The organism is Pseudaquabacterium inlustre (assembly GCF_038066595.1).
GTDB classification, from domain to species: Bacteria; Pseudomonadota; Gammaproteobacteria; order Burkholderiales; family Burkholderiaceae_C; genus Pseudaquabacterium; species Pseudaquabacterium inlustre.
In genome coordinates this window covers 510122-528764 of the sequence record NZ_JBBUTH010000007.1, presented here as the reverse complement: position 1 = coordinate 528764, position 18643 = coordinate 510122, and the positions used below count along the sequence as shown (strand labels likewise).

Genomic DNA, 18643 nt, shown 5'->3' with positions numbered 1-18643 from the left:
GGGGGTGGGCGGGCTGCAGCGCTTGAACGGCCTGGGCGGCCGCGTCAAATTGGCAGCACAGGTGCCGGGGCAGTATGCATGCACCTCCATCTACCGGCTGCGGCTGACCGTCGACAGCGGACCGATCAAGCCGGTACGCCCGGCATCACGTGGTGCCCCGCACCCATGGCCTGGGCGATCAGCGCCAGATCGTCCTCGGTCATCTTCAACTGCCCGAAGCGGAACGCCGCGCCCCAGTTGGCCAGGCCGCGCGTGAAGCTCAGCTGCGACAGCAGCGGACGGATCGGCGCCTCGTGCACCGGCAGGAAGTCGACATCCACGCGGTAGGGCTGGAAGTCGGGCGCCATCTCCACCTGGTAGACCTGCCCGGTTCGCACCTGGCCCAGGGCCGTGAAGGCCTGCAGCAGTTCACCATCCGGATAGGCCGTGCGCGGCGAGTACACGGCCAGCCAGTCACCGGCCTTCAGCCGGCTGACCGGCGCCTTTTTGCCGTGGTTCAGTTGCATGAAGCTGCCCGCCACGCCGCGCTGCACATGCGACCGCGACACCACACCCACCCAGCACTGGCTCATCTTTGGCTCCAAGACGCGGCGACCCTGCCGCTGCCAGCCACTGTAGGCAGGGGCTGCTGACAACCTGCCGTCAGCAGGCCGCTGCCCTTGGCCCCGGCGCTATGCTGGCGCCATGAACCCCGTTGCCGATGCCAGCCCTGCCACCGTGAGCGCGCCAACGCCGTTGATCGCCGTGATCACCACCGTGGCCACCGAGGCCGATGCCGACACCCTGGCCCGCGGCGCCGTGGCGGCCCGCCTGGCCGCCTGCGTGCAGGTGGAGGCCATCCGCAGCACCTACCGCTGGCAGGGCCAGGTGTGCCAAGAGCCCGAGCAGCGCCTGCTGTTCAAGACCACCGCCCACCAGGCGCCGGCCCTGATGCAATGGCTGGCTGCGCAACACCCGTACGAGCTGCCTTCGATCTACACCCTGCCGGTGGCCGATGCCAGCCCGGCCTATGCCGCCTGGGTGCAGGCCGAGACGGGGGCCGCATGAGTGCATCGCCCGCCGCCCAGGCCATCCTGGACCGCCTGCAATCGGTGGCCGAGCTGGGCCAGCGCCGGCGCAGCGGCGCCGAAGGCCAGGCGCAAGCCGCCGCCGGCGCCGCGTGGGTGATGCCGCTGAAGGCCTACCAGGCTGCGCGCTTCCAGCGCACCTATGCCGACCTGCTGGACGGCCGCGTGGCCGCCGGCCGCTATGCCGCCGGCGCGCGCTTCTTTCTGGACGAGCTGTACGGCCCCAAGGACTTCAGCGCCCGCGATGCCCAGTTCTCCCGCGTGGTGCCCACGCTGGTGCGGCTGTTTCCGGCCGCGCTGGTGGACACCGTGGCCGAGCTGGTGGAACTGCATGCGCTGAGCGAGCAGATGGACGACGCCATGGCGCAGCAACTGGCCCGGCAGCAGGCCGAGGCGGTCGCGCCTTCTGAACCGGCCACGCCCACGCTGAACGCCACCGCCTACATCCGCGCCTGGCAGGCCGTGGGCCAGCCCGCCGCGCGCGAGCGCCAGATCACGCTGACGATGAACATGATGACCGCGCTGGAAAAGCACACCCGCCACCGCCTGCTGCGCGTGGGCCTGCGCGCCATGCGCGGTGCCGCGCACGCGGCCGGCCTGGGCGCGCTGCAGGATTTTCTGGAAGCAGGCTTCGACACCTTCGGCGCCATGGGCGACATCGGCCCCTTCCACACCCTGGTGGCCCAGCGCGAACGGGCGCTGGCGGCGGCGCTGTTCAAGGCGCCGGTGACGGGCGATGCGGGGCAACCCGATACCGCGCTGCAGTGGCTACCCTGATCCCTTGAACGTCTCGGCCCGGATGCTGCCAGCGACTCAACCCAGCGGCGGCGCAATCGGCGGCAGGTCCGCAAACTCAGCCGCCTGCTTCTTCTGCTGCGCCGCGATGGCGCGCTCGATGTCGGCCGGGTCGAACACGCCGGGTTGCAGCGCGTTCATGTAGGTGAAGCTCTCGGCCACCGAGTGGTCGCGGCTGTAGTTGATCATCTCCTTGCTGGCGGCCACGGCCACCGGCGCGCGCTGGGCGATGCGCTGGGCCACGGCCAGTGCGCCGGCCACGGTGGCGGCGGCATCGTCGAACAGGCCGTTGACGAAGCCCAGCCGCTCGGCGCGCTCGGCGCCCAGGCGGTCGCCGGTGTAGGCCAGCTCGCGCATCACCGCATCGGGGATCAGCTTGGGCATGCGGTTCATCGTGCCCACGTCGGCCATCATGCCGATGTTGATCTCGTGGATGCAGAACCAGGCCTCGCGGCTGGCATAGCGCAGGCAGCAGGCGCTGACCAGATCCACGCCGCCGCCGATGCAGCCGCCCTGCACCGCCGCAATCACCGGAAACCGCACCTCGGCAATGGCATTGAAGCTGCCCTGCAGCTGCCGCAGCTGGTGGCGGAACTGCTCACGCGCGCGCACATCCACCGTGCCCAGCGTGCCGGCATTGGCGAACACGCCCAGGTCCATGCCCGCGGTGAAGTTCTTGCCTTCCGACGACAGCACGGCCGCGCGCACGTTGCCCGCCGCATCCAGCGCGCGGAACAGCTGCGGAATCTCGGACCAGAAGGCCGCCGTCATCGCGTTGTGGCGCTGCGGCTGGTTCATGCGGATGTGGGCAACGCCGCCATCCATCGTCACGTCGAAGCAGGTCCAGGAGGTCATGGGGCAAGTGGGCTGGGTGGGATGGATGGCATTGTGGCCAGCGGCTGGTGGGCGCGCTGTGCCGCTCACGACACCCGCACCCACCTCTGCGCGCCAGCGACGTGCCCTCGCCCCTCGCCCCACGCGCCACGGCTCTTGCCCCGAAATTCGCACAGCAGGCCGCTCTCCGAGAGTCGTTTTGCGGCGGAGCGGGCGCTGTTCGTCAAACTCTTACGCGCGGTGCTGCCAATACCTTGGCTTGCGCCGGAATGGGGCGACCGCCAGAACAATCAGCGCGTCTGTCGTCTCGCGATAGATCACCGAGTGCGGAAAGCCATTCGGGAACACGCGGCGGGTGCCGAGCCGGTGCGGGCTGCCAATGCCGGGCATGGACAGCGCCAGCTCCAATGCCGCCTCGACCCGCGCCGTGAATCGCTCACCCAGCCCTGGACTGCGTTCTTCATAGAAGACGGCCTGCGCCTGCAGCTCGGCAAGCGCCTCGGGATGAAAGCGCAGCGCCTTGGTCACTTGCCGATGGCACGGCGGACCTGGGCCAGGGCCTGGTCGCCCGGGATCAACTCAACCGTTCCACGCTCGACTTCGTCAATGCGCCGGCGCAATTCTTCGTCCCACGCCGCGTCGACGGCTGAATCCTGCGGATCCAGGCTGGCCAGCAGTTCCTCGGCCAGACGCGCACGATCCTCGGCCGGCAAGGCCTTGGCCTGGGCTGAGAGTTCATCGACGAGGTTGGGCATGGTTTGCTCCTAGGGCCGGTGGCTCAGTGTACGCAGGTGCCGGTCGGCAGGCTGTCCTGCAGATGCTTCGCCCATTCCTCCCGCGTGATCCGGTACAGGCAATGCCGCCGCAGCGCATGCCCTTCCGGCAAGGCCGGGTGGTCGAAATCCTGGCCCGTGTCGCGCATGCCGATGCGCGCCATCACCGCCCGCGACGGCGCATTGCCCAGCGCCGTGAACGACACCACCTCGGCCAGGCCCAGCTGCTCGAAGCCCACCTGCAGGCAGGCCCGCGCGCCCTCGCTGGCCAGGCCCTGGCCCCAGAACCGGCGGGCCAGCCGCCAGCCGATCTCCACGCACGGCGAGAACGGCAGCACCCGCCGCGGCACCGACAGCCCGATGAATCCGATGAACTCGCCCGTGGCCTTCAGTTCCACCGCCCAGTTGCTCCAGCCCTGCTGCGCAAACTGGCACATCCACAGGTCAATGCTGGCCTGCGTCTGCTCGATGGTTTGCGTGGACGGGAAGTGGCGCATCACCTCGGGGTCGGCGTTCAGGGCGGCGAACGGGGCCAGGTGCTCGGGCCGCCAGGGCATCAGGCGCAGGCGGGGCGTGTCGAGGTGGATGGGCGGGATTGGGGTGGCGTCAGGCATGGGGCCGTTGGGGGGCTGCGTCGCACAATCTCCAGATCACGAAAAGTCAACCAGCTGGGGCATTTACATGGTCGATTCCTTATTTCGATTCTGTTGAGGGATAAGGTCACCGAATATTTTTGTGGCCTCGGATTTTTGTGCTTCCGCTTGATTTATCAGGCGCCAAACCTTGAAGGCTGTGATGTAACTGTGAGCCTTTGCAAGTTCAAAGACCGCAGCGTTCATCTTCGGAATGGCAGCGGATCGTAATCTGGACTCCATCTGCTCAAATCCCTGTAAACCGTCTGGCGTTGATGCTGCCAGTGCTCTTGCGGTATTTAAGATGCCCGGGAGAAGATTTTTGGACCTCAGGCGAAACCCTAAGATGGGGTCAATTCCTGCTAGTGTCGTCACCGCTGCGTCGTACCTCTTATTTAATTCGAGTCCATCTGGAAGAATTGACTCAAGCTGGTTTCTAAAAGTCGATATTGTCTCTGCTGGTATATTGGCTAGTGCGCCGATTTCTTTAATTGCCGCATCAATGGCGTAAATCCTATGTCGTACTTCTAGAAGATCGGCGAGAGCAATTGCTATGACCCGCCTCCTTTCTCTACGCATTCGTATTGCAGACGTCAACCCCGTCAGGATTGCTCCCACAATGACGCCTAAAAGTGGTGCAATGAATTGCAATATTTCCATGCTGCTAACTGGCTGGGTGTTGTTGACAGCGGGTCGCGGAATCGCTCGCCTTGGAGGTGTTGGTCTATGTAAACACGATTAGATTGAAATATCGGGCGCGCTAGGCGTGGTTCTGAGGTTTGTCGCCCAGGCATGGCGAGTCAGAAGTAATTCAATATTCACCTGGTCTGTGCACCCGTGTGAGATATTCGACGAGCGTATCCAGCGCCATGCGTCCGCTGCCAGCGTCTTTGTGGTTCTGTAGAGCAACGAAGGCCCATGTGACCCCTCCAGCACCCGGCACCACCCCCGCCAACGCCACCACATTCCTCAGCGTCCCCGTCTTCAACCGCGCCACCCCCTTGGCCGGGCTGTCCGTCAAGCGCCGTCGCATCGTCCCGTCCTCCCCCGCCACCGGCAGGCTCATCAGCAGTTCATTCGCGCGGCGGCCTGCCAGCGCCACCTGCAGCGCCTGGGCCATCTGCGTGGCGCTGATGCGCTCAGTGCGGCTCAGGCCCGAGCCGTTGTCCATCACCAGGCCGGTGTCGTCAATGCCGTGATCCCTGAACCAGGCGTGCACGCGCTGGGCCGCACGCTCTGCCGTGGTGATGGGGGCGGCTCCCGGCGCTGGCGGCGCATCGCCCGGCCGGGGCAGGCCGAGTGACAGGTACAGCAGCCGCGCAAAGGCGTTGTCGCTGCGCTTGTTCATCGTGCGCAGCAGTTCGCCCCAGGGGTGGGCCACGCGGCGGAAGATCAGGCGGCCCTGGGGCGATTGCGAGGTGGCGGCATCTTGCACCGTGCCCTCGCGCACGCGGCCGCGCCAGGTGCCGCCCAGGCCTTGTTCCCACACCAGGCGCAGATGCGCCTCGGCCAGGCGGTTGCGTTCCATCAGCTGCAGTTGCGGCGTCACCTTGCAGCCGCGGGGAAAGCCGCCTTGCAGGCGCACGCGCACGCTGCCGTCGGGCTGCGGCATCGCTTCGGGCGTGCGCCAGCCGTGTTCGTCCCATTCGCGGCAGGGGGCGTCGATGGGTTGCAGCGCGGTGCTGTCCAGCGTGATGCCGGGCAGCGGTGGGTCGAGCCGGGCGGTCACTGTCGCCTGCGGGCCGGTGCCGGCCTCGATCACCACGCCGGCCAGGCTGCCGTTGAGGTTCAGCGCGTCGGGGATGACGTTGTAGGCGAACTCGGGCGTCTCGTCGAAGGGCGGCAGGCCGATGTCGGGGCGCGGCGGGTTGAACAGGGTGCGGTCGAGCACGATGTCGCCGGCGATTTCGCGCACGCCGGGCTGACCGTTGGCGCCCCAGCGCAGGGCCGAGAGCAGTTGCCACAGCTCGGGCAGGCCCAGTTCGGGGTCTGCGCCGCCGCGCAGCACCAGATCGCCTTGCAGCACCTCGCCCTGCTGGGGCGCGGCCGTGCGCAGCTCGGTGAAGCCGCGGTGCTCGGGGCCCAGCACGTCCAGCGCCACGATGCTGGTGATCAGCTTCATGGCCGAGCCGGGCTGCATCAGCCGGTCGGCGTTGACGCTCAGCAGCGGCGGGCCGAGGGTGGCGCGGTCCAGCTTCTGGCCTGGCCAGGGGGCGGGCACCACCAGCACCGACAGGCTGTCGGCCGGCAGGCCAGCCTCGGCCAGTGCGGCCAGCACCGGCGGCGGCAGCTGGGTGAGCGTGGCGTGCGGGGGTGTGGCGCAGCCTGAGAGCACCAGCGCCAGGCCCAGGGCCAGCGTGGTGATGACACGCCGCGTGAGCGTGCGGGGCTGGGGCGGCAGGGGTGGCAAGAACAGCGGCATGGGGTGTGTGGGGTGGGGTGTTGCCGCGCTGGGGTGAGGTGCCGGGTGGGTGGTTCAGGCCACCGGCCCGGCTGGCGCGGCGGGCCGGCGCACAAAGCCCTGGGCCGCCGCCAGCAGCGCCTGCGTGGCCGGGGCCTGCACGCGGCGGGCGGCGAGATCGGGCGCGGTCAGCTGTTCCACGATGCGGCCGCGTTCCATCACCAGCAGGCGCTGGCACAGGTGCGTCACCACGGCCAGGTCGTGGCTCACCATCAGGTAGCTCAAGCGCCGGCGCTGGCGCAGGCTGTCCAGCAGGTTCAGCACCTCGGCCTGCACCGAGGCATCCAGTGCCGATGTGGGTTCGTCCAGCAGCAGCACACGCGGCTCCAAAATCAGCGCGCGGGCAATGGCCACACGCTGGCGCTGGCCGCCGGAGAGTTGATGCGGGTAGCGGAAGCGGAAACCGTCGCTCAAGCCCACTTCGTCGAGCGCGCGGGCGATGCGCGCCTCGGCATCGGGCACGCCGTGGATGGCCAGCGGCTCGGCCAGCTGGCGGTCCACCGTCTGGCGCGGGTGGAGCGAGCCGAACGGGTCCTGGAACACCATCTGCACGCAGCGGCGGAAGGCCAGGCTGCCGGGGCTGGGCAGTGCGGTGGTTGCGCCCTCGCCTTCGGCTTGCAGTTGCACCTGGCCGGCGTTGCGCGGCGCCAGGCCGCAGATGGCGCGCAGCACCGTGCTCTTGCCCGAGCCGCTGCCGCCCACCAGGCCCAGGGCTTCGCCAGGGGCCAGCGTGAAGCCCACTTCGGTCAGCGCGGTGAAGGCGCCGTAGCGCACGGTCAGGCCATCGACCGTCAAACCGATGGCGACGGGGGTGTCGCTCATGCCAGCCACTCCGGCTTTCGGTCCAGCACGGGCAGCGGATACCGCGGCGTGTCGATCTGCGGCAGGCAGTTCAGCAGGCCCTGGGTGTAGGGGTGGGTGGCCTCGTGCAGGCGGCCGCTGTCCAGCGTTTCCACCACGCGGCCGGCATACATCACCAGCACGCGGTCGCAAAAGCTGCTCACCAGGCGCAGGTCATGCGAGATGAACACCAGGCCCATGCCGCGCTCGCGCACCAGGCCGTCCAGGATGCCCAGCACCTCCAGCTGCACGGTGACGTCCAGCGCCGAGGTGGGTTCGTCGGCGATCAGCAGCTCGGGCCCGGCGATCAGCATCATCGCGATCATCGCCCGCTGGCCCATGCCGCCGGACACCTCGTGCGGGTACAGGCCGGCCACGCGGGCGGGGTCGTCGATGCGCACGGCCTCCAGCGCGGCCAGCATGCGGCGCTTGGCCTCGCTGCGGCCCACCGTGGGCTGGTGGGCGCGCAGGGTTTCAGTGATCTGCGCGCCCAGCGTCATCACCGGGTTCAGGCTGAACTTGGGGTCTTGCAGCACCATGGCGATGCGCCCGCCGCGCAGCGCGCGGCGCTGGGCGGGTGGGCAGGTGAGCAGGTCGATGCCGTCGAAGCGCAGCGCATCGGCCGTCACCTGCCCGCCGGGCGCGGTGAGGCCCAGGACGGCGCGGCCGGTCTGGCTCTTGCCCGAGCCCGATTCGCCCACGATGCCCAGCCGCTCACGGCCGAGGGCAAAGCTCACGCCGCGCACCACCTCGCGCAGGCCCATGTCCCCGCCGTGGCGCTGGGGGTAGGCCACGCGCAGGTTCTGCACGGTCAGCAGCGGCTCATGCGTGCTCATTGATCACCTTTGGGATCGAGCGCATCGCGCAGCCCATCGCCCAGCAGATTGAATCCCAGGCTCACGATGAAGATGGCGGCGCCGGGGGCGGCGGCCACCCACCATTGATCGAGCACGAACTGGCGGCCGGTGGCGATCATCGCGCCCCACTCGGGCTGCGGCGGCTGCGCGCCCAGGCCCAAGAAGCCCAGGCCCGCGGCGGTGAGGATCACGCCGGCCATGTCCAGCGTCACGCGCACGATCACGCTCGGCAGGCACAGCGGCACGATGTGGCGCAGCACCACGCGCGCGGGGCTGGCACCCAGCAGGCGCACGGCGGCGATGTAGTCGCTTTGCGCCACCACCAGCGTCTCGGCCCGGGCGATGCGCGCATAGGCCGGCCACGACACGATGCTGATGGCCAGGATGGCGTTGCCGATGCCCGGCCCCAAGGCCGCCACGAAGGCCAGCGCCAGGATCAGCTTGGGGAAGGACAGGAAGATGTCGGTGATGCGCATCAGCACCGCATCCACCCAGCCGCCGGCATAGCCCGCCACCGTGCCCACCAGCAGGCCGATGGGCGCGGCCAGCACCGCCACCAGGCTCACCACGGCCAGCGTGATGCGCGCGCCATGCAGCAGCCGCGCGGCGATGTCGCGGCCCTGGTCGTCGGTGCCGAACCAGTGGGTGGCCGAAGGCGCCTGCAGCCGCTGCGTCAGCTCGCCCGCGGTGGGCGAATGGCTGGCCAGCCAGGGCGCCAGCGCGGCCAGCAGCACCAGCCCGATCACGATGGCCAGGCCCAGCAGCGCCAGCCGGTTGCGCGCAAAGCCGCGCCAGGCGGCATAGGCCCGGCCGAAGGTGGCCTGGCGGCGCGAGGCGGGGTGCTCGCTCATCAGCCAGGCGTGTAGGTTGGCGGTGCTGCTCATGGGCGCCTCGTGCGTGGGTCGAGCACGCGGTACAGCAGGTCACTCAACAGGTTCAGCGCAATGAACACCGTGCCCACCACCAGCGTGGCGCCCAGCACGGCGTTCATGTCGGCGTTCTGCAGGCTGTTGGTCAAATAGAGGCCCAGGCCGGGCCAGGCGAACACGGTCTCGGTGAGTACCGAGCCTTCCAGCAGGCCGGCGTAGCTGAGGGCGATCACCGTTACCAGCGGCACCATGGCATTGCGCAGCGCATGGCGCCAGATGATGCGCGCCTCGCTCAGGCCCTTGGCGCGGGCGGCCACGATGTACTCCTGCGCCAGCTCGTGCAGCATGAAGCTGCGCGTCATGCGCGAGATGTAGGCCAGCGAGAAGTAGCCCAGCAGCGCGGCCGGCAGCACCAGGTGGCTGAGCGCGTTGCCAAGGGCCTCCCACTCGCCGGCCAGGGCCGCATCCAGCAGCAGCAGGCCGCTGACGGTGGGCACGCTGAACTCGTAGGCCACGTCGATGCGCCCTGGGCCGCCCACCCAGCCCAGCTTGGCGTAGAACACCAGCAGGGCCATCAGCCCCAGCCAGAAGATGGGCACCGAGTAGCCGACGAGTGCCATCACGCGCACGGCCTGGTCGGCCCAGCCGCCGCGGCGCACGGCGGCCCACACGCCCAGCGGCACGCCCAGGCCGGCGCCGATCAGGATGCCGCAGGTGGCCAACTCCAGCGTGGCCGGGAAGGTCTTGCGGATGTCCTCCGCCACCGGGCGGGCGGTGAGCACGCTGGTGCCCAGATCCCCACTCAGCGCCTTGCGCACGTAGATGCCGAACTGCCTGGTCAGCGGCTGATCCAGGCCCAGTTCTGCGCGCACCCGCTGCACCACATGCTCGGGCGCGCGGTCGCCCACGATGGCCAGCACCGGGTCGATCGGCATCACGCGGCCGATGAAGAAGGTGGCGGCCAGCAGGCCCAGGTAGGTGAGGGCCACCACGGCACTGAAGCGTGCCGCGGCGGCCAGGCGTCGGATCACTTACTTCTTGCCGACGTTGAACACGTAGTTGGTGTCGAAGGTGGGGCCGAGCTTCAGCCCTTCCACATTGGCGCGGTACGCCGCCACCTCGGTCTGCTGGAACAGCATGATGAACGGGCTGGTCTTGCGGAACTCGGCCTGCATGGCCTGGTACATCTTGGCGCGCTTGGCGCCATCGCGTTCCAGCACGGCGGCATCCGCCTGCTTGGTCAGCTCGGGGATGTCCCAGGCATTGCGCCAGGCCAGCGGCTTGCTCTTGGCCTGGTCGCTGTTGTCGGGGTTGCGCACAAAGGTGTCGGCATTGGTGTGCGGATCCCAGTAGTCGGCGCCCCAGGGGCCGATGTACATGTCGTGGCTGCGGGCGCGGTACTTGGTGAGCGTCTGCTTGCCGTCGCCGGGGATGATCTCGATGTCGATGCCGGCGCGCTTGGCCGTGGCCTGGAAGGCCTCGGCCATGCCCTGGATGGGCTGCACGGTGCGCACATCCATCGTGATCTTGAAGCCGCCACCCAGGCCGGCCTTGGCCAGCAGGGCCTTGGCCTTGTCCACGTCCAGCTTGTAGGGGTTGTCCTTGGCGGCGCCAAGCAGGCCTTGCGGCAGGAAGTTCTGGTGCACCACACCGATGTTCTTCATCAGCGTGCCGCCGATGGCCTGGTAGTCCACCAGCCACTTCAGCGCCTCGCGCACCTCGGGCTTGGCCAGGTTGGGGTTCTTCTGGTTCAGGCCGATGTAGTACACCGTGCCCTTGGGCGAGGCGATCTGTTTCACGTCCTTGTTGGCACCCAGGGCCTCCAGGTCTTGCGGGCTGAGGTTGCGGGCGATGTCGATGTCGCCCTTTTCCAGCATCAGGCGCTGGGTGGCCGATTCCTTCACGTGGCGGTAGATCACGCGGGCCTGCTTGGCCTTGGTGCCGGCATAGGCGTCGTTGCGCTCCAGCGCCACCAGCTCGTTGGCGCGCCATTCGCGGATCTTCAGCGGGCCCGAGCCGGCGTAGTGCGTCTTCAGCCAGGCGGCGCCCAGGTCGCCATTGGCCTCGTTGGCCAGCACCAGCTTCTTGTCGACGATGCTGGCCACGTTGGCGGTCAGGCAGTTCAGCACGAAGCTGGGGGCGTAGGCCTTGTCGGTGGTGATGGTCAGCGTCAGCGCGCCGGTGGCCTGGATGGCGGTCTTGACGTTGTCCTTGGTGAAGCCGAACTGCGTGAGGATGAAGGCCGGGTTCTTGTCGAGCAGCACCGCGCGCTGCAGCGACCAGGCCACGTCGTCGGCGGTGATCGGGTTGCCCGAGGCGAATTTCAGGCCCGGCTTCAGCTCGAAGCTGTAGGTCTTGCCGTCGGCCGAGACCGTCCAGCCCTTGGCCAGGTCGCCCACCAGTTTGCTGGTGTCGGCCGTATCCAGGCGCACCAGGCGGTCGTAGCTGTTGCCCATCAACTCGCCGGCCGAGATCTCGAAGGCCTCGGCGGGATCCAGCGTGATGATGTCGTCGAAGGCCAGTGCGATGACCAGCGTGTCTTTCGGCGTGGCGGCCAGCGCGGGGCTGGTGGCGAAGGGCACGGCGGCGGTGATCAGTGCGGCCAGGCTGGCGGCGTGGATCGCACGGCGGCTCAGCGGCAGGCGGGTCGGGCGGGCGGCGGCAAGGGTCATGCGTCAAGTCCTCCTGGGATGTGAAAACCATTCTATGCAGGGGTCATGCCAGGGCGACCTGGGCATTGCCAGAGGTGATGGCCCGGTGCCATCCAGGCATCCGGGGTGGCGCGGGGCTTCACAAGCCGGTGGCCGGCGGGCTGCACAATCGGCCGGCTTGGCTTTCACCGCATCCGATGGCGTTCGACGCAGTTCCCTCGCTCGCATCCTCCACACCGCCGCCCCAGGGCCCGGCCCTGCCGGCGCTGGGCCTGGGCCTGGACGTGGGCGGCACCTCCACGCGCTGGGCGCTGGCCGATGCCACCGGCCGGCTGCACGCCCAGGGTGATCTGCCCGGCTTCACCGCCGCGCTGCTGGGCCAGCCGCACGGCCAGCAAGCCGCAGCCGAGGTGATGGCGGCGCTGGGCCAGCGCGTGCGCGGCAACGGCCACCCGGTGGGCAAGCCGCTGCAACTGGGCCCGGTGGGCGCGGTGTGCGCCGGCGTGACGGGCACCGACCGCGCCGGCGGCACGCTGCTGCGGCAGATGCTGGCCAAGGTGCTGGGCGTGCCCGGTGCTCGCATCGAGGTCACCAGCGACATCGAGATGGCCTGCCAGGTGGCCTTTGCGCCGGGTGCGGGCTTTCTGGTCTATGCCGGCACCGGCTCCATCGCCGGGCATGTGGATGCCGGCGGGCACTTCCACCGCGTCGGCGGCCGGGGCGGCCTGATCGACGACGGCGGCAGCGCGCACTGGATCGCCCGCCAGGCGCTGCGCCGCATCTGGCGCGCCGAGGACGCCGAGCCCGGCGCCTGGCGCCGTTCCGGCATGGCACGGCGGGTGCTGGCCGTCATCGCCCGCGAGGCCGGCGAAGGCGTGGACCTGGACAACGACCTGGGCGACTGGGCGCTCAGCCGCCACTGGCTGGCCCATGCCTCGCGCGGCGAGATCGGCCTGCTGGCGCGCGCCGTGGCCGCGGCCGACGGCCCGGCGGGCACCGAGCAGGCCGATGCCGATGCGGCCGACATCCTGGACGAGGCCGGCCGCGAGCTGGCGCGTCTGGCGCTGGCGCTGGCGCGGCGCTTCGGCCCGCGGCCGGTGGCGCTAGCCGGGCGGGCCTTTCTGCTGAGCCCGCGCCTGGCCGCCGCCATGAGCGCGGCCCTGCCCGACACGCTGCCGGTGACGCAGGCGCCGCTGGCCGAGGAAAGCACCGCCGCCGGCGCCGCGCGCCGCGCTGCGCGGCTGATGGGGGACGCCGCATGAGCCGCCGGCGTCACCTGCTGGCCCTGGCGCTGGGCGCCGTGGCGCTGCTGGCCGGCTGTGCGCAGCCCGGTGGCCTGCAGATCGACCGCGACACCTACCGCGCCAAGGGCCAGGACAGCCGCGTGCAGTTCCTGATCCTGCACTACACCGACGAGGACATGCCGCGCTCGGCACGCATCCTCACCGAGCAGGCGGTGTCGGCCCACTACCTGCTGAGCGACGAAAGCCCGCCGCGCGTCTACCAGCTGGTGGACGAGAGCCGCCGCGCCTGGCATGCCGGGGCCAGCTTCTGGGCCGGCAGCGCCAACCTCAACAGCGCGTCGATCGGCATCGAGATCGTGAATGCCGGCGAGGAGAAGAACGCCGACGGCAGCAAGCGCTTCACGCCCTACCCCCAGGCGCAGATGGACCTGATGGTGGCGCTGGTGCGCGACATCGTCACGCGCCACCAGATCAAGCCCGAGCGCGTGCTGGGCCACAGCGACATCGCGCCGCAGCGCAAGATCGACCCCGGCCCGCTGTTCCCGTGGCAGCGGCTGGGCGAGGCCGGGCTGATCGCCTGGCCCGATGCCGCCAAGGTGGCCGCGGTGCGGCCGGTGTTCGACGCGCAGCTGCCCGGCGTGGCCTGGTTCCAGGAGGCGCTGGCCCGGCACGGCTTCCAGGTGGACCGCCACGGCCAGCTGGACGCGCCGACGCGCCGCGTGATCGCGGCGTTCCAGATGAAGTACCGCCCGGCCCGGTACGACGGCCAGCCCGATGCCGAGACCGCCGCGCTGCTGCAGGCGCTGACCGGTCTGGCGCCGCCCGCGGTGGCCGGGCCGGTGGGCGCGGCTGCCTCGCGCAACGGCGGCGGCGCCACTTCACCCACCGCCAGCCCCGCCAAGCCGTGACACGGCCCGCCGCCCTGCCCACACGACGCGCCCTGCTGGCCGCGGCCGGCGGCGGGGTGGCAGTGGGCGCGGCCGGCTGGCTGGCCGGCTGTGCCATCCCGGCCGGTACGCCGCTGCCGGCCGCGCCAGCGATGTGGCCCGAGGTGCCGGCAGTGGATCTGCCGGCGGCCGAGCAGCCGCCCGAAGCCCCGCGCGAGTTGCGCGCCGCCTGGGTAGCCAGCGTGGCCCACATCGACTGGCCCGCGGCGCCGGGCCTGCCGGTGGCCGCGCTGCGCGCCAGCGCGCTGGCGCAGATCGAGCGCGCCCAGGCCATCGGGCTGAATGCTCTGATCCTGCAGGTGCGGCCGGCGGCCGACGCGCTGTACCGGTCGGCGCTGGAGCCGGCCAGCGAGTACCTGTCGGGCACGCAGGGTGTGGCCCCGATGGACGAGGCCACCGGCCAGCCCTTCGACGCGCTGGCCTTCTGGGTGGCCGAGGCGCACCGCCGCGGCATCGAGCTGCATGCCTGGCTGAACCCCTACCGGGCGCGGCATGCCTCGGCCCGCTCGGCACCGGCCGCGGGCCATGTGTCGCAAGCCCATCCCGAATGGGTGCGCCAGGTGGCTGACCAGCAATGGCTGGACCCCGGCGAGCCCGGCGCGCTGGCCCACACGCTGGCCGTGGTGGCCGATGTGGTGCAGCGCTACGACGTGGACGCCATCCACCTGGACGACTACTTCTACCCCTACCCGGTGAAGGACGCGTCCGGCCGCGATTTGCCCTTTGACGACGAACGCAGCTGGCAGGGCTACCTGGCCAACCAGGCCAGTGGCGGCCGCCTGGCGCGCGACGACTGGCGCCGCGCCAATGTCGACCGCCTGGTGCAGGCGCTCAAGCCCACGGTGCAGGCCCTCAAGCCCTGGGTGCGCGTGGGCATCAGCCCGTTCGGCATCGGCCAGCCGGCACTGCGCCCGCCGGGCATCACCGGCTTCAGCCAGTACGACCAGCTGTTCGCCGATGTGGAGCGCTGGTGCAGCGAGGGTTGGATGGACGAGCTGGCGCCGCAGCTGTACTGGCCGCGTGCCCGCACGGCCCAGGCCTTCGAGCCGCTGCTGGATTACTGGCTGGCCCGCAACACCCACCGCCACCACCTGTGGCCGGGCCTGTTCAGCAGCCGCGTGGCCGATGGCAGCGCCGACCCCTGGCCGGCCGACGAGGTGCTGGCGCAGATTGCGCTGCAGCGCCAGCGGCCCGGCGCGCGCGGCCACATCCACTTCAGCCTGAAGGCCCTGCTGCAAGACCGGGGCGGCCTGGCCGAACGCCTGCGCCAGGAGGCTTATGTGCAGCCCGCGCTGGTGCCGGCCACACCCTGGTTGACCACCGGCGACGCGCCGCCTGCCGCGCCGGTGCTGCGCCGCGAGGCCGGCGGCACGCTGCAGCTGCGTACGGCGGACGGCCGCCCCCCCTGGCGCTGGGCGCTGTGGCGGCGTCGCAGCGGCCAGTGGTTCTTCGACACCCTGCCCGGTGCGGCCACGCAGCTCGATGCCCAGGCCGCCGACACCGTGGTGCTGCAGGCCACCGACCGCCTGGGCGACGACGGGCCACGCCGCGCCTTCAGCCTCGTTTCCTGAGCCCTGCTCTCGCCATGAACGCCCCATGAGCCACCTCAGCGCCACCGAGACCCCGCACCCCGCGCATGCCGCGCTGGACCTGTACGACACACCCTCGCTGCTGGCCGCGCTGGTGGACGACCAGCAGCGCGCCGTGGCCGCCGTGCAGGCCGCCGCACCACAGCTGGCGCGTGCGGTGGACGCCGCCGCGCAGCGCCTGGCCCAGGGCGGCCGGCTGATCTACGCCGGCGCCGGCACCAGCGGCCGGCTGGCGGTGCTGGACGCGGTGGAGCTGAACCCCACCTTCAGCTGGCCGCCCGACCAGGCCCCGGCGCTGCTGGCCGGCGGGCCGGGCGCGATGTTCCTGGCCGTGGAAGGCGCCGAGGACGATGGCGCGCAAGGCGCCGAAGACCTGCACCGCCTGGGTCCCACGCCCAACGACGTGGTGTTCGCCATCGCCGCCTCGGGCACCACGCCGTTCGCCCTGGGTGTGCTGTCGGCCGGCCGCGCGCTGGGCACGCTGACCATCGGCATGGCCAACAACGCCGGCTCGCCTCTGGTGACCGAGGCCGAGATCGGCATCGTGCTCGACACCGGGCCCGAGGTGATCTCGGGCAGCACGCGGCTGAAGGCTGGCACGTCGCAGAAGATCGCGCTCAACAGCTTCAGCAGCGCGGTGATGGTGCGGCTGCACAAGGTGTACGGCAACCTGATGGTGGACCTGCGCGCCACCAACGTGAAGCTGGTGCACCGCGCCGTGCGCCTGACTGCCCAGGCCGCCGGCTGCGCCCCGGCGCAGGCTGAAGCCGCGCTGCGCGACAGCGGCTACCGCGTGAAGCTGGCGGTGCTGATGGTGCGCCTGGGCCTGGGCGCCGACGCGGCGCGCGCCCGGCTGGAGGCGGTGCATGGCGATCTGCGCGCCGCGCTCGGCGAGGGCTGATCGGCCGGGCGACACACGGGGTCGACCCGGTGTGCCGCAGCGGCGTGGCCGCTGACAATGCGGGGCATGCCAACACCGATCGTCCGAGGAGCCCGCATGCCGATCCACCGCCGTCAACTCCTGAGCACCACCCTGGGCCTGGCCGCTGCGCCGCTGCTGGGCGGCAGCCTCGCCGGCTGCGCCACCACCGCGGGCGGCTGGACTACGCTGCTGGACGGCCCCAGCCTGAAGAACCTGGACGACTGGTCGCCGCTGGGCCAGGGCAACTGGAAGATCGTGGACGGCACGCTGGAGGGCCGCAACGGCAAGCTGGGCTACCTGCTGACCCGCGAGGCCTATGCCGACTTCGAGCTGCGCTGCGAGTTCTGGGCCGACGCCGACTGCAACAGCGGCCTGTTCCTGCGCTGCCAGGACCGCGCCAAGGTGGACGCCGACAACAGCTACGAGGTCAACATCTTCGACAAGCGGCCCGACCCCAGCTACGGCACGGGCGCCATCGTCAACGTGGCCAAGGCACCGGTGCCGATGCCCAAGGCGGCCGACCGCTGGAACACCTACGAGGTGACGGCGCGCGGCGACCGCATGGTTGTGGTGCTGAACGGCCAGCAGACGGTGGACGTGCGCGACGCCAAGTTCCGCAGCGGTCCGATCGCGCTGCAATCGGCCGGTGGCGTGATCCGTTTCCGCAGCCTGAAGATCCGCACGCTCTGACGGCCCTGTGGCCGACACGCGCCGGTGCTAACCTGCCCGGCCCCACGCCCTGTGAACCTGGAGTTGTGACATGCCCGGCCTGAACCCGAACGTCGATCCCGACGGCCTGCTTGAATACTCGGTGGTCTACACCGACCGCGCGCTGAACCACATGTCCAGGCGCTTCCAGGGCGTGATGCGCGACATCTCGGCCACGCTGAAGCAGGTGTACCACGCGCGCTCGGCCATCGTGGTGCCAGGCAGCGGCACCTTCGGCATGGAGGCCGTGGCGCGCCAGTTCGCCAGCGGCCAGCCGGCGCTGGTGATCCGCAATGGCTGGTTCAGCTTCCGCTGGAGCCAGATCTTCGACATGGGCGGCATCCCGTCCGGCCACGAGGTGCTGAAGGCCCGCCGCACCGGCCCCGGTGCGCAAGACCCCTACGCCCCGGCACCGATCGACGAGGTGGAAGCCGCCATCGCCCGCATGAAGCCCACCGTGGTGTGCGCCCCGCATGTGGAAACCGCCAGCGGCATGCTGCTGCCCGATGACTACTTGCGCCGCGTGGCCGCCGCCACGCATGCGGCGGGTGGCCTGTTCGTGCTGGACTGCATCGCCTCGGGCTGCCTGTGGGTGGACATGGCGGCCCTCGGTGTGGACGTGCTGGTGAGCGCGCCGCAGAAGGGCTGGAGCGGCTCGCCCGGCTGCGCCTTCGTGATGCTGAGCGAGGCCGCGCGGGCGCGCATCGACGCCACCACCAGCAGCAGCTTCGCCTGCGACCTGAAGAAGTGGCTGCAGATCATGGAGACCTATGAGGGCGGTGGTCATGCCTACCACGCCACCATGCCCACCGACACGCTGGCGCGCAACCGCGAGGTGATGGCTGAGAGCGCGGCCTATGGCTTCGAGCGCCTGCGCGCCGAGCAGATCGAGCTGGGCCGCCAGGTGCGTGCGCTGCTGGTGAAGCACGGCTTCCCCAGCGTGGCTGCACCCGGCTTCGAGGCGCCGGGCGTGGTGGTGAGCTACACCACCGACGCCGCCGTGCAGAACGGCAGCGCCTTCATCGCCCAAGGGCTGCAGACTGCCGCTGGCGTGCCGCTGCAATGCGACGAGGGGCCGGATTTCAAGACCTTCCGCATCGGCCTGTTCGGGCTGGACAAGCTGCATGAGCCGGCGCGGGCCGTGGCGGCGCTGGAGCGTGCGCTGCGTGTGGTGGCCCCGCTGCCTGAAATGCAGACAGTGTCCGCCAAGTGACTAGATTTCGGACGATTGCCTGACGGTCTATCGTCTGAAGATCGGACAGTGAAATCCGGCCCGCGTGCCGGATTTCGCATTTCAGGGCGCCAGAACGGGGCCAGGCCGGCCTGAATGGTCGCCTGAGTCCCTGGAATCTCAGGGTTTGCACCAGGTTCGTGCCGGACGGCACGGCGGTTGCACTGACTCCGGCACGAGCCGCCGCCGCAGCATGGTCGGCCGCATCCAACCGCCCGAGTCA

Annotated in this window: 20 protein-coding genes; 8 read left to right on the top strand and 12 right to left on the bottom strand. The window is 70.3% G+C overall.

Annotated features, from left to right (window positions below):
• Positions 1 to 125 precede the first annotated feature (125 nt).
• On the bottom strand, positions 126 to 572 hold the full coding sequence (locus tag AACH10_RS13935) for an EVE domain-containing protein (protein WP_341411031.1): 447 nt from the start codon (positions 570 to 572) through the stop codon (positions 126 to 128).
• Between the two features lie 112 nt (positions 573 to 684).
• Here AACH10_RS13935 and cutA point away from each other — a divergent pair, with 112 nt between their 5' ends.
• A complete protein-coding gene (gene cutA / locus AACH10_RS13930) occupies positions 685 to 1047 on the top strand; it encodes a divalent-cation tolerance protein CutA (RefSeq protein ID WP_341411030.1) in 363 nt (120 codons plus the stop codon).
• Positions 1044 to 1844: a DUF8198 family protein gene (locus tag AACH10_RS13925; RefSeq protein ID WP_341411029.1), complete on the top strand. Its 801-nt coding sequence runs from the start codon at positions 1044 to 1046 to the stop codon at positions 1842 to 1844. Before cutA ends, AACH10_RS13925 begins: the two co-directional genes overlap by 4 nt.
• A 36-nt stretch (positions 1845 to 1880) precedes the next feature.
• Here AACH10_RS13925 and AACH10_RS13920 read toward each other — a convergent pair whose 3' ends face one another.
• From AACH10_RS13920 to AACH10_RS13870, 11 genes are all read right to left on the bottom strand, one after another.
• The gene (locus tag AACH10_RS13920; protein ID WP_341411028.1) at positions 1881 to 2717 is read right to left on the bottom strand and encodes a crotonase/enoyl-CoA hydratase family protein; all 837 of its coding nucleotides are present in this window, start codon (positions 2715 to 2717) and stop codon (positions 1881 to 1883) included.
• Between the two features lie 210 nt (positions 2718 to 2927).
• Entirely contained in the window at positions 2928 to 3224 is a 297-nt protein-coding gene (locus tag AACH10_RS13915) for a type II toxin-antitoxin system RelE/ParE family toxin (protein WP_341411027.1), read from the bottom strand.
• Entirely contained in the window at positions 3221 to 3451 is a 231-nt protein-coding gene (locus tag AACH10_RS13910) for an addiction module protein (protein WP_341411026.1), read from the bottom strand. Before AACH10_RS13910 ends, AACH10_RS13915 begins: the two co-directional genes overlap by 4 nt.
• A gap of 23 nt (positions 3452 to 3474) precedes the next feature.
• Entirely contained in the window at positions 3475 to 4083 is a 609-nt protein-coding gene (locus AACH10_RS13905; RefSeq protein ID WP_423228603.1) for a GNAT family N-acetyltransferase, read from the bottom strand.
• A 63-nt stretch (positions 4084 to 4146) separates the two neighbouring features.
• On the bottom strand, positions 4147 to 4761 hold the full coding sequence (locus AACH10_RS13900) for a hypothetical protein (protein WP_341411025.1): 615 nt from the start codon (positions 4759 to 4761) through the stop codon (positions 4147 to 4149).
• Between the two features lie 151 nt (positions 4762 to 4912).
• Complete coding sequence (gene dacB / locus AACH10_RS13895; RefSeq protein ID WP_341411024.1) at positions 4913 to 6523, bottom strand: D-alanyl-D-alanine carboxypeptidase/D-alanyl-D-alanine endopeptidase; 1611 nt, start codon at positions 6521 to 6523, stop codon at positions 4913 to 4915.
• A 54-nt stretch (positions 6524 to 6577) separates the two neighbouring features.
• Complete coding sequence (locus AACH10_RS13890; protein ID WP_341411023.1) at positions 6578 to 7384, bottom strand: ABC transporter ATP-binding protein; 807 nt, start codon at positions 7382 to 7384, stop codon at positions 6578 to 6580.
• Positions 7381 to 8238, bottom strand: a complete 858-nt coding sequence (locus tag AACH10_RS13885) for an ABC transporter ATP-binding protein (protein ID WP_341411022.1) — start codon at positions 8236 to 8238, stop codon at positions 7381 to 7383. The genes AACH10_RS13890 and AACH10_RS13885 overlap by 4 nt, the downstream gene beginning before the upstream one ends.
• Positions 8235 to 9143, bottom strand: a complete 909-nt coding sequence (nikC, locus tag AACH10_RS13880) for a nickel transporter permease (RefSeq protein ID WP_341411021.1) — start codon at positions 9141 to 9143, stop codon at positions 8235 to 8237. Before nikC ends, AACH10_RS13885 begins: the two co-directional genes overlap by 4 nt.
• Entirely contained in the window at positions 9140 to 10159 is a 1020-nt protein-coding gene (locus AACH10_RS13875; RefSeq protein ID WP_341411020.1) for an ABC transporter permease, read from the bottom strand. The genes nikC and AACH10_RS13875 overlap by 4 nt, the downstream gene beginning before the upstream one ends.
• Complete coding sequence (locus AACH10_RS13870; protein ID WP_341411019.1) at positions 10160 to 11800, bottom strand: ABC transporter substrate-binding protein; 1641 nt, start codon at positions 11798 to 11800, stop codon at positions 10160 to 10162.
• Positions 11801 to 11976: 176 nt separating this feature from the next.
• Here AACH10_RS13870 and AACH10_RS13865 point away from each other — a divergent pair, with 176 nt between their 5' ends.
• The 6 genes from AACH10_RS13865 to AACH10_RS13840 all read left to right on the top strand — a co-directional run bounded on the left by AACH10_RS13865 (position 11977) and on the right by AACH10_RS13840 (position 18402).
• Positions 11977 to 13041: a BadF/BadG/BcrA/BcrD ATPase family protein gene (locus tag AACH10_RS13865; protein ID WP_341411018.1), complete on the top strand. Its 1065-nt coding sequence runs from the start codon at positions 11977 to 11979 to the stop codon at positions 13039 to 13041.
• Complete coding sequence (locus AACH10_RS13860; RefSeq protein ID WP_341411017.1) at positions 13038 to 13931, top strand: N-acetylmuramoyl-L-alanine amidase; 894 nt, start codon at positions 13038 to 13040, stop codon at positions 13929 to 13931. The genes AACH10_RS13865 and AACH10_RS13860 overlap by 4 nt, the downstream gene beginning before the upstream one ends.
• Positions 13928 to 15541: a glycoside hydrolase family 10-like protein gene (locus AACH10_RS13855; protein ID WP_341411016.1), complete on the top strand. Its 1614-nt coding sequence runs from the start codon at positions 13928 to 13930 to the stop codon at positions 15539 to 15541. The genes AACH10_RS13860 and AACH10_RS13855 overlap by 4 nt, the downstream gene beginning before the upstream one ends.
• Before the next feature lie 25 nt (positions 15542 to 15566).
• Positions 15567 to 16460 (top strand): N-acetylmuramic acid 6-phosphate etherase, encoded by an 894-nt coding sequence (locus AACH10_RS13850; RefSeq protein ID WP_341411015.1) that lies wholly within the window; start codon positions 15567 to 15569, stop codon positions 16458 to 16460.
• Positions 16461 to 16556: 96 nt separating this feature from the next.
• Complete coding sequence (locus tag AACH10_RS13845) at positions 16557 to 17171, top strand: 3-keto-disaccharide hydrolase (RefSeq protein ID WP_341411014.1); 615 nt, start codon at positions 16557 to 16559, stop codon at positions 17169 to 17171.
• 70 nt (positions 17172 to 17241) lie between these two features.
• Complete coding sequence (locus AACH10_RS13840) at positions 17242 to 18402, top strand: aminotransferase class V-fold PLP-dependent enzyme (RefSeq protein ID WP_341411013.1); 1161 nt, start codon at positions 17242 to 17244, stop codon at positions 18400 to 18402.
• The last annotated feature ends 241 nt before the right edge of the window (positions 18403 to 18643 follow it).

Excerpts from the sequence above, each read along its gene's own strand:
- AACH10_RS13935 (WP_341411031.1), bottom strand. The coding sequence starts at position 572 with ATGAGCCAGTGCTGGGTGGGTGTGGTGTCGCGGTCGCATGTGCAGCGC.
- cutA (WP_341411030.1), top strand. The coding sequence starts at position 685 with ATGAACCCCGTTGCCGATGCCAGCCCTGCCACCGTGAGCGCGCCAACG.
- AACH10_RS13925 (WP_341411029.1), top strand. The coding sequence starts at position 1,044 with ATGAGTGCATCGCCCGCCGCCCAGGCCATCCTGGACCGCCTGCAATCG.
- AACH10_RS13920 (WP_341411028.1), bottom strand. The coding sequence starts at position 2,717 with ATGACCTCCTGGACCTGCTTCGACGTGACGATGGATGGCGGCGTTGCC.
- AACH10_RS13910 (WP_341411026.1), bottom strand. The coding sequence starts at position 3,451 with ATGCCCAACCTCGTCGATGAACTCTCAGCCCAGGCCAAGGCCTTGCCG.
- AACH10_RS13905 (WP_423228603.1), bottom strand. The coding sequence starts at position 4,083 with ATGCCTGACGCCACCCCAATCCCGCCCATCCACCTCGACACGCCCCGC.
- AACH10_RS13900 (WP_341411025.1), bottom strand. The coding sequence starts at position 4,761 with ATGGAAATATTGCAATTCATTGCACCACTTTTAGGCGTCATTGTGGGA.
- dacB (WP_341411024.1), bottom strand. The coding sequence starts at position 6,523 with ATGCCGCTGTTCTTGCCACCCCTGCCGCCCCAGCCCCGCACGCTCACG.
- AACH10_RS13890 (WP_341411023.1), bottom strand. The coding sequence starts at position 7,384 with ATGAGCGACACCCCCGTCGCCATCGGTTTGACGGTCGATGGCCTGACC.
- AACH10_RS13885 (WP_341411022.1), bottom strand. The coding sequence starts at position 8,238 with ATGAGCACGCATGAGCCGCTGCTGACCGTGCAGAACCTGCGCGTGGCC.
- nikC (WP_341411021.1), bottom strand. The coding sequence starts at position 9,143 with ATGAGCAGCACCGCCAACCTACACGCCTGGCTGATGAGCGAGCACCCC.
- AACH10_RS13870 (WP_341411019.1), bottom strand. The coding sequence starts at position 11,800 with ATGACCCTTGCCGCCGCCCGCCCGACCCGCCTGCCGCTGAGCCGCCGT.
- AACH10_RS13865 (WP_341411018.1), top strand. The coding sequence starts at position 11,977 with ATGGCGTTCGACGCAGTTCCCTCGCTCGCATCCTCCACACCGCCGCCC.
- AACH10_RS13860 (WP_341411017.1), top strand. The coding sequence starts at position 13,038 with ATGAGCCGCCGGCGTCACCTGCTGGCCCTGGCGCTGGGCGCCGTGGCG.
- AACH10_RS13850 (WP_341411015.1), top strand. The coding sequence starts at position 15,567 with ATGAGCCACCTCAGCGCCACCGAGACCCCGCACCCCGCGCATGCCGCG.
- AACH10_RS13845 (WP_341411014.1), top strand. The coding sequence starts at position 16,557 with ATGCCGATCCACCGCCGTCAACTCCTGAGCACCACCCTGGGCCTGGCC.
- AACH10_RS13840 (WP_341411013.1), top strand. The coding sequence starts at position 17,242 with ATGCCCGGCCTGAACCCGAACGTCGATCCCGACGGCCTGCTTGAATAC.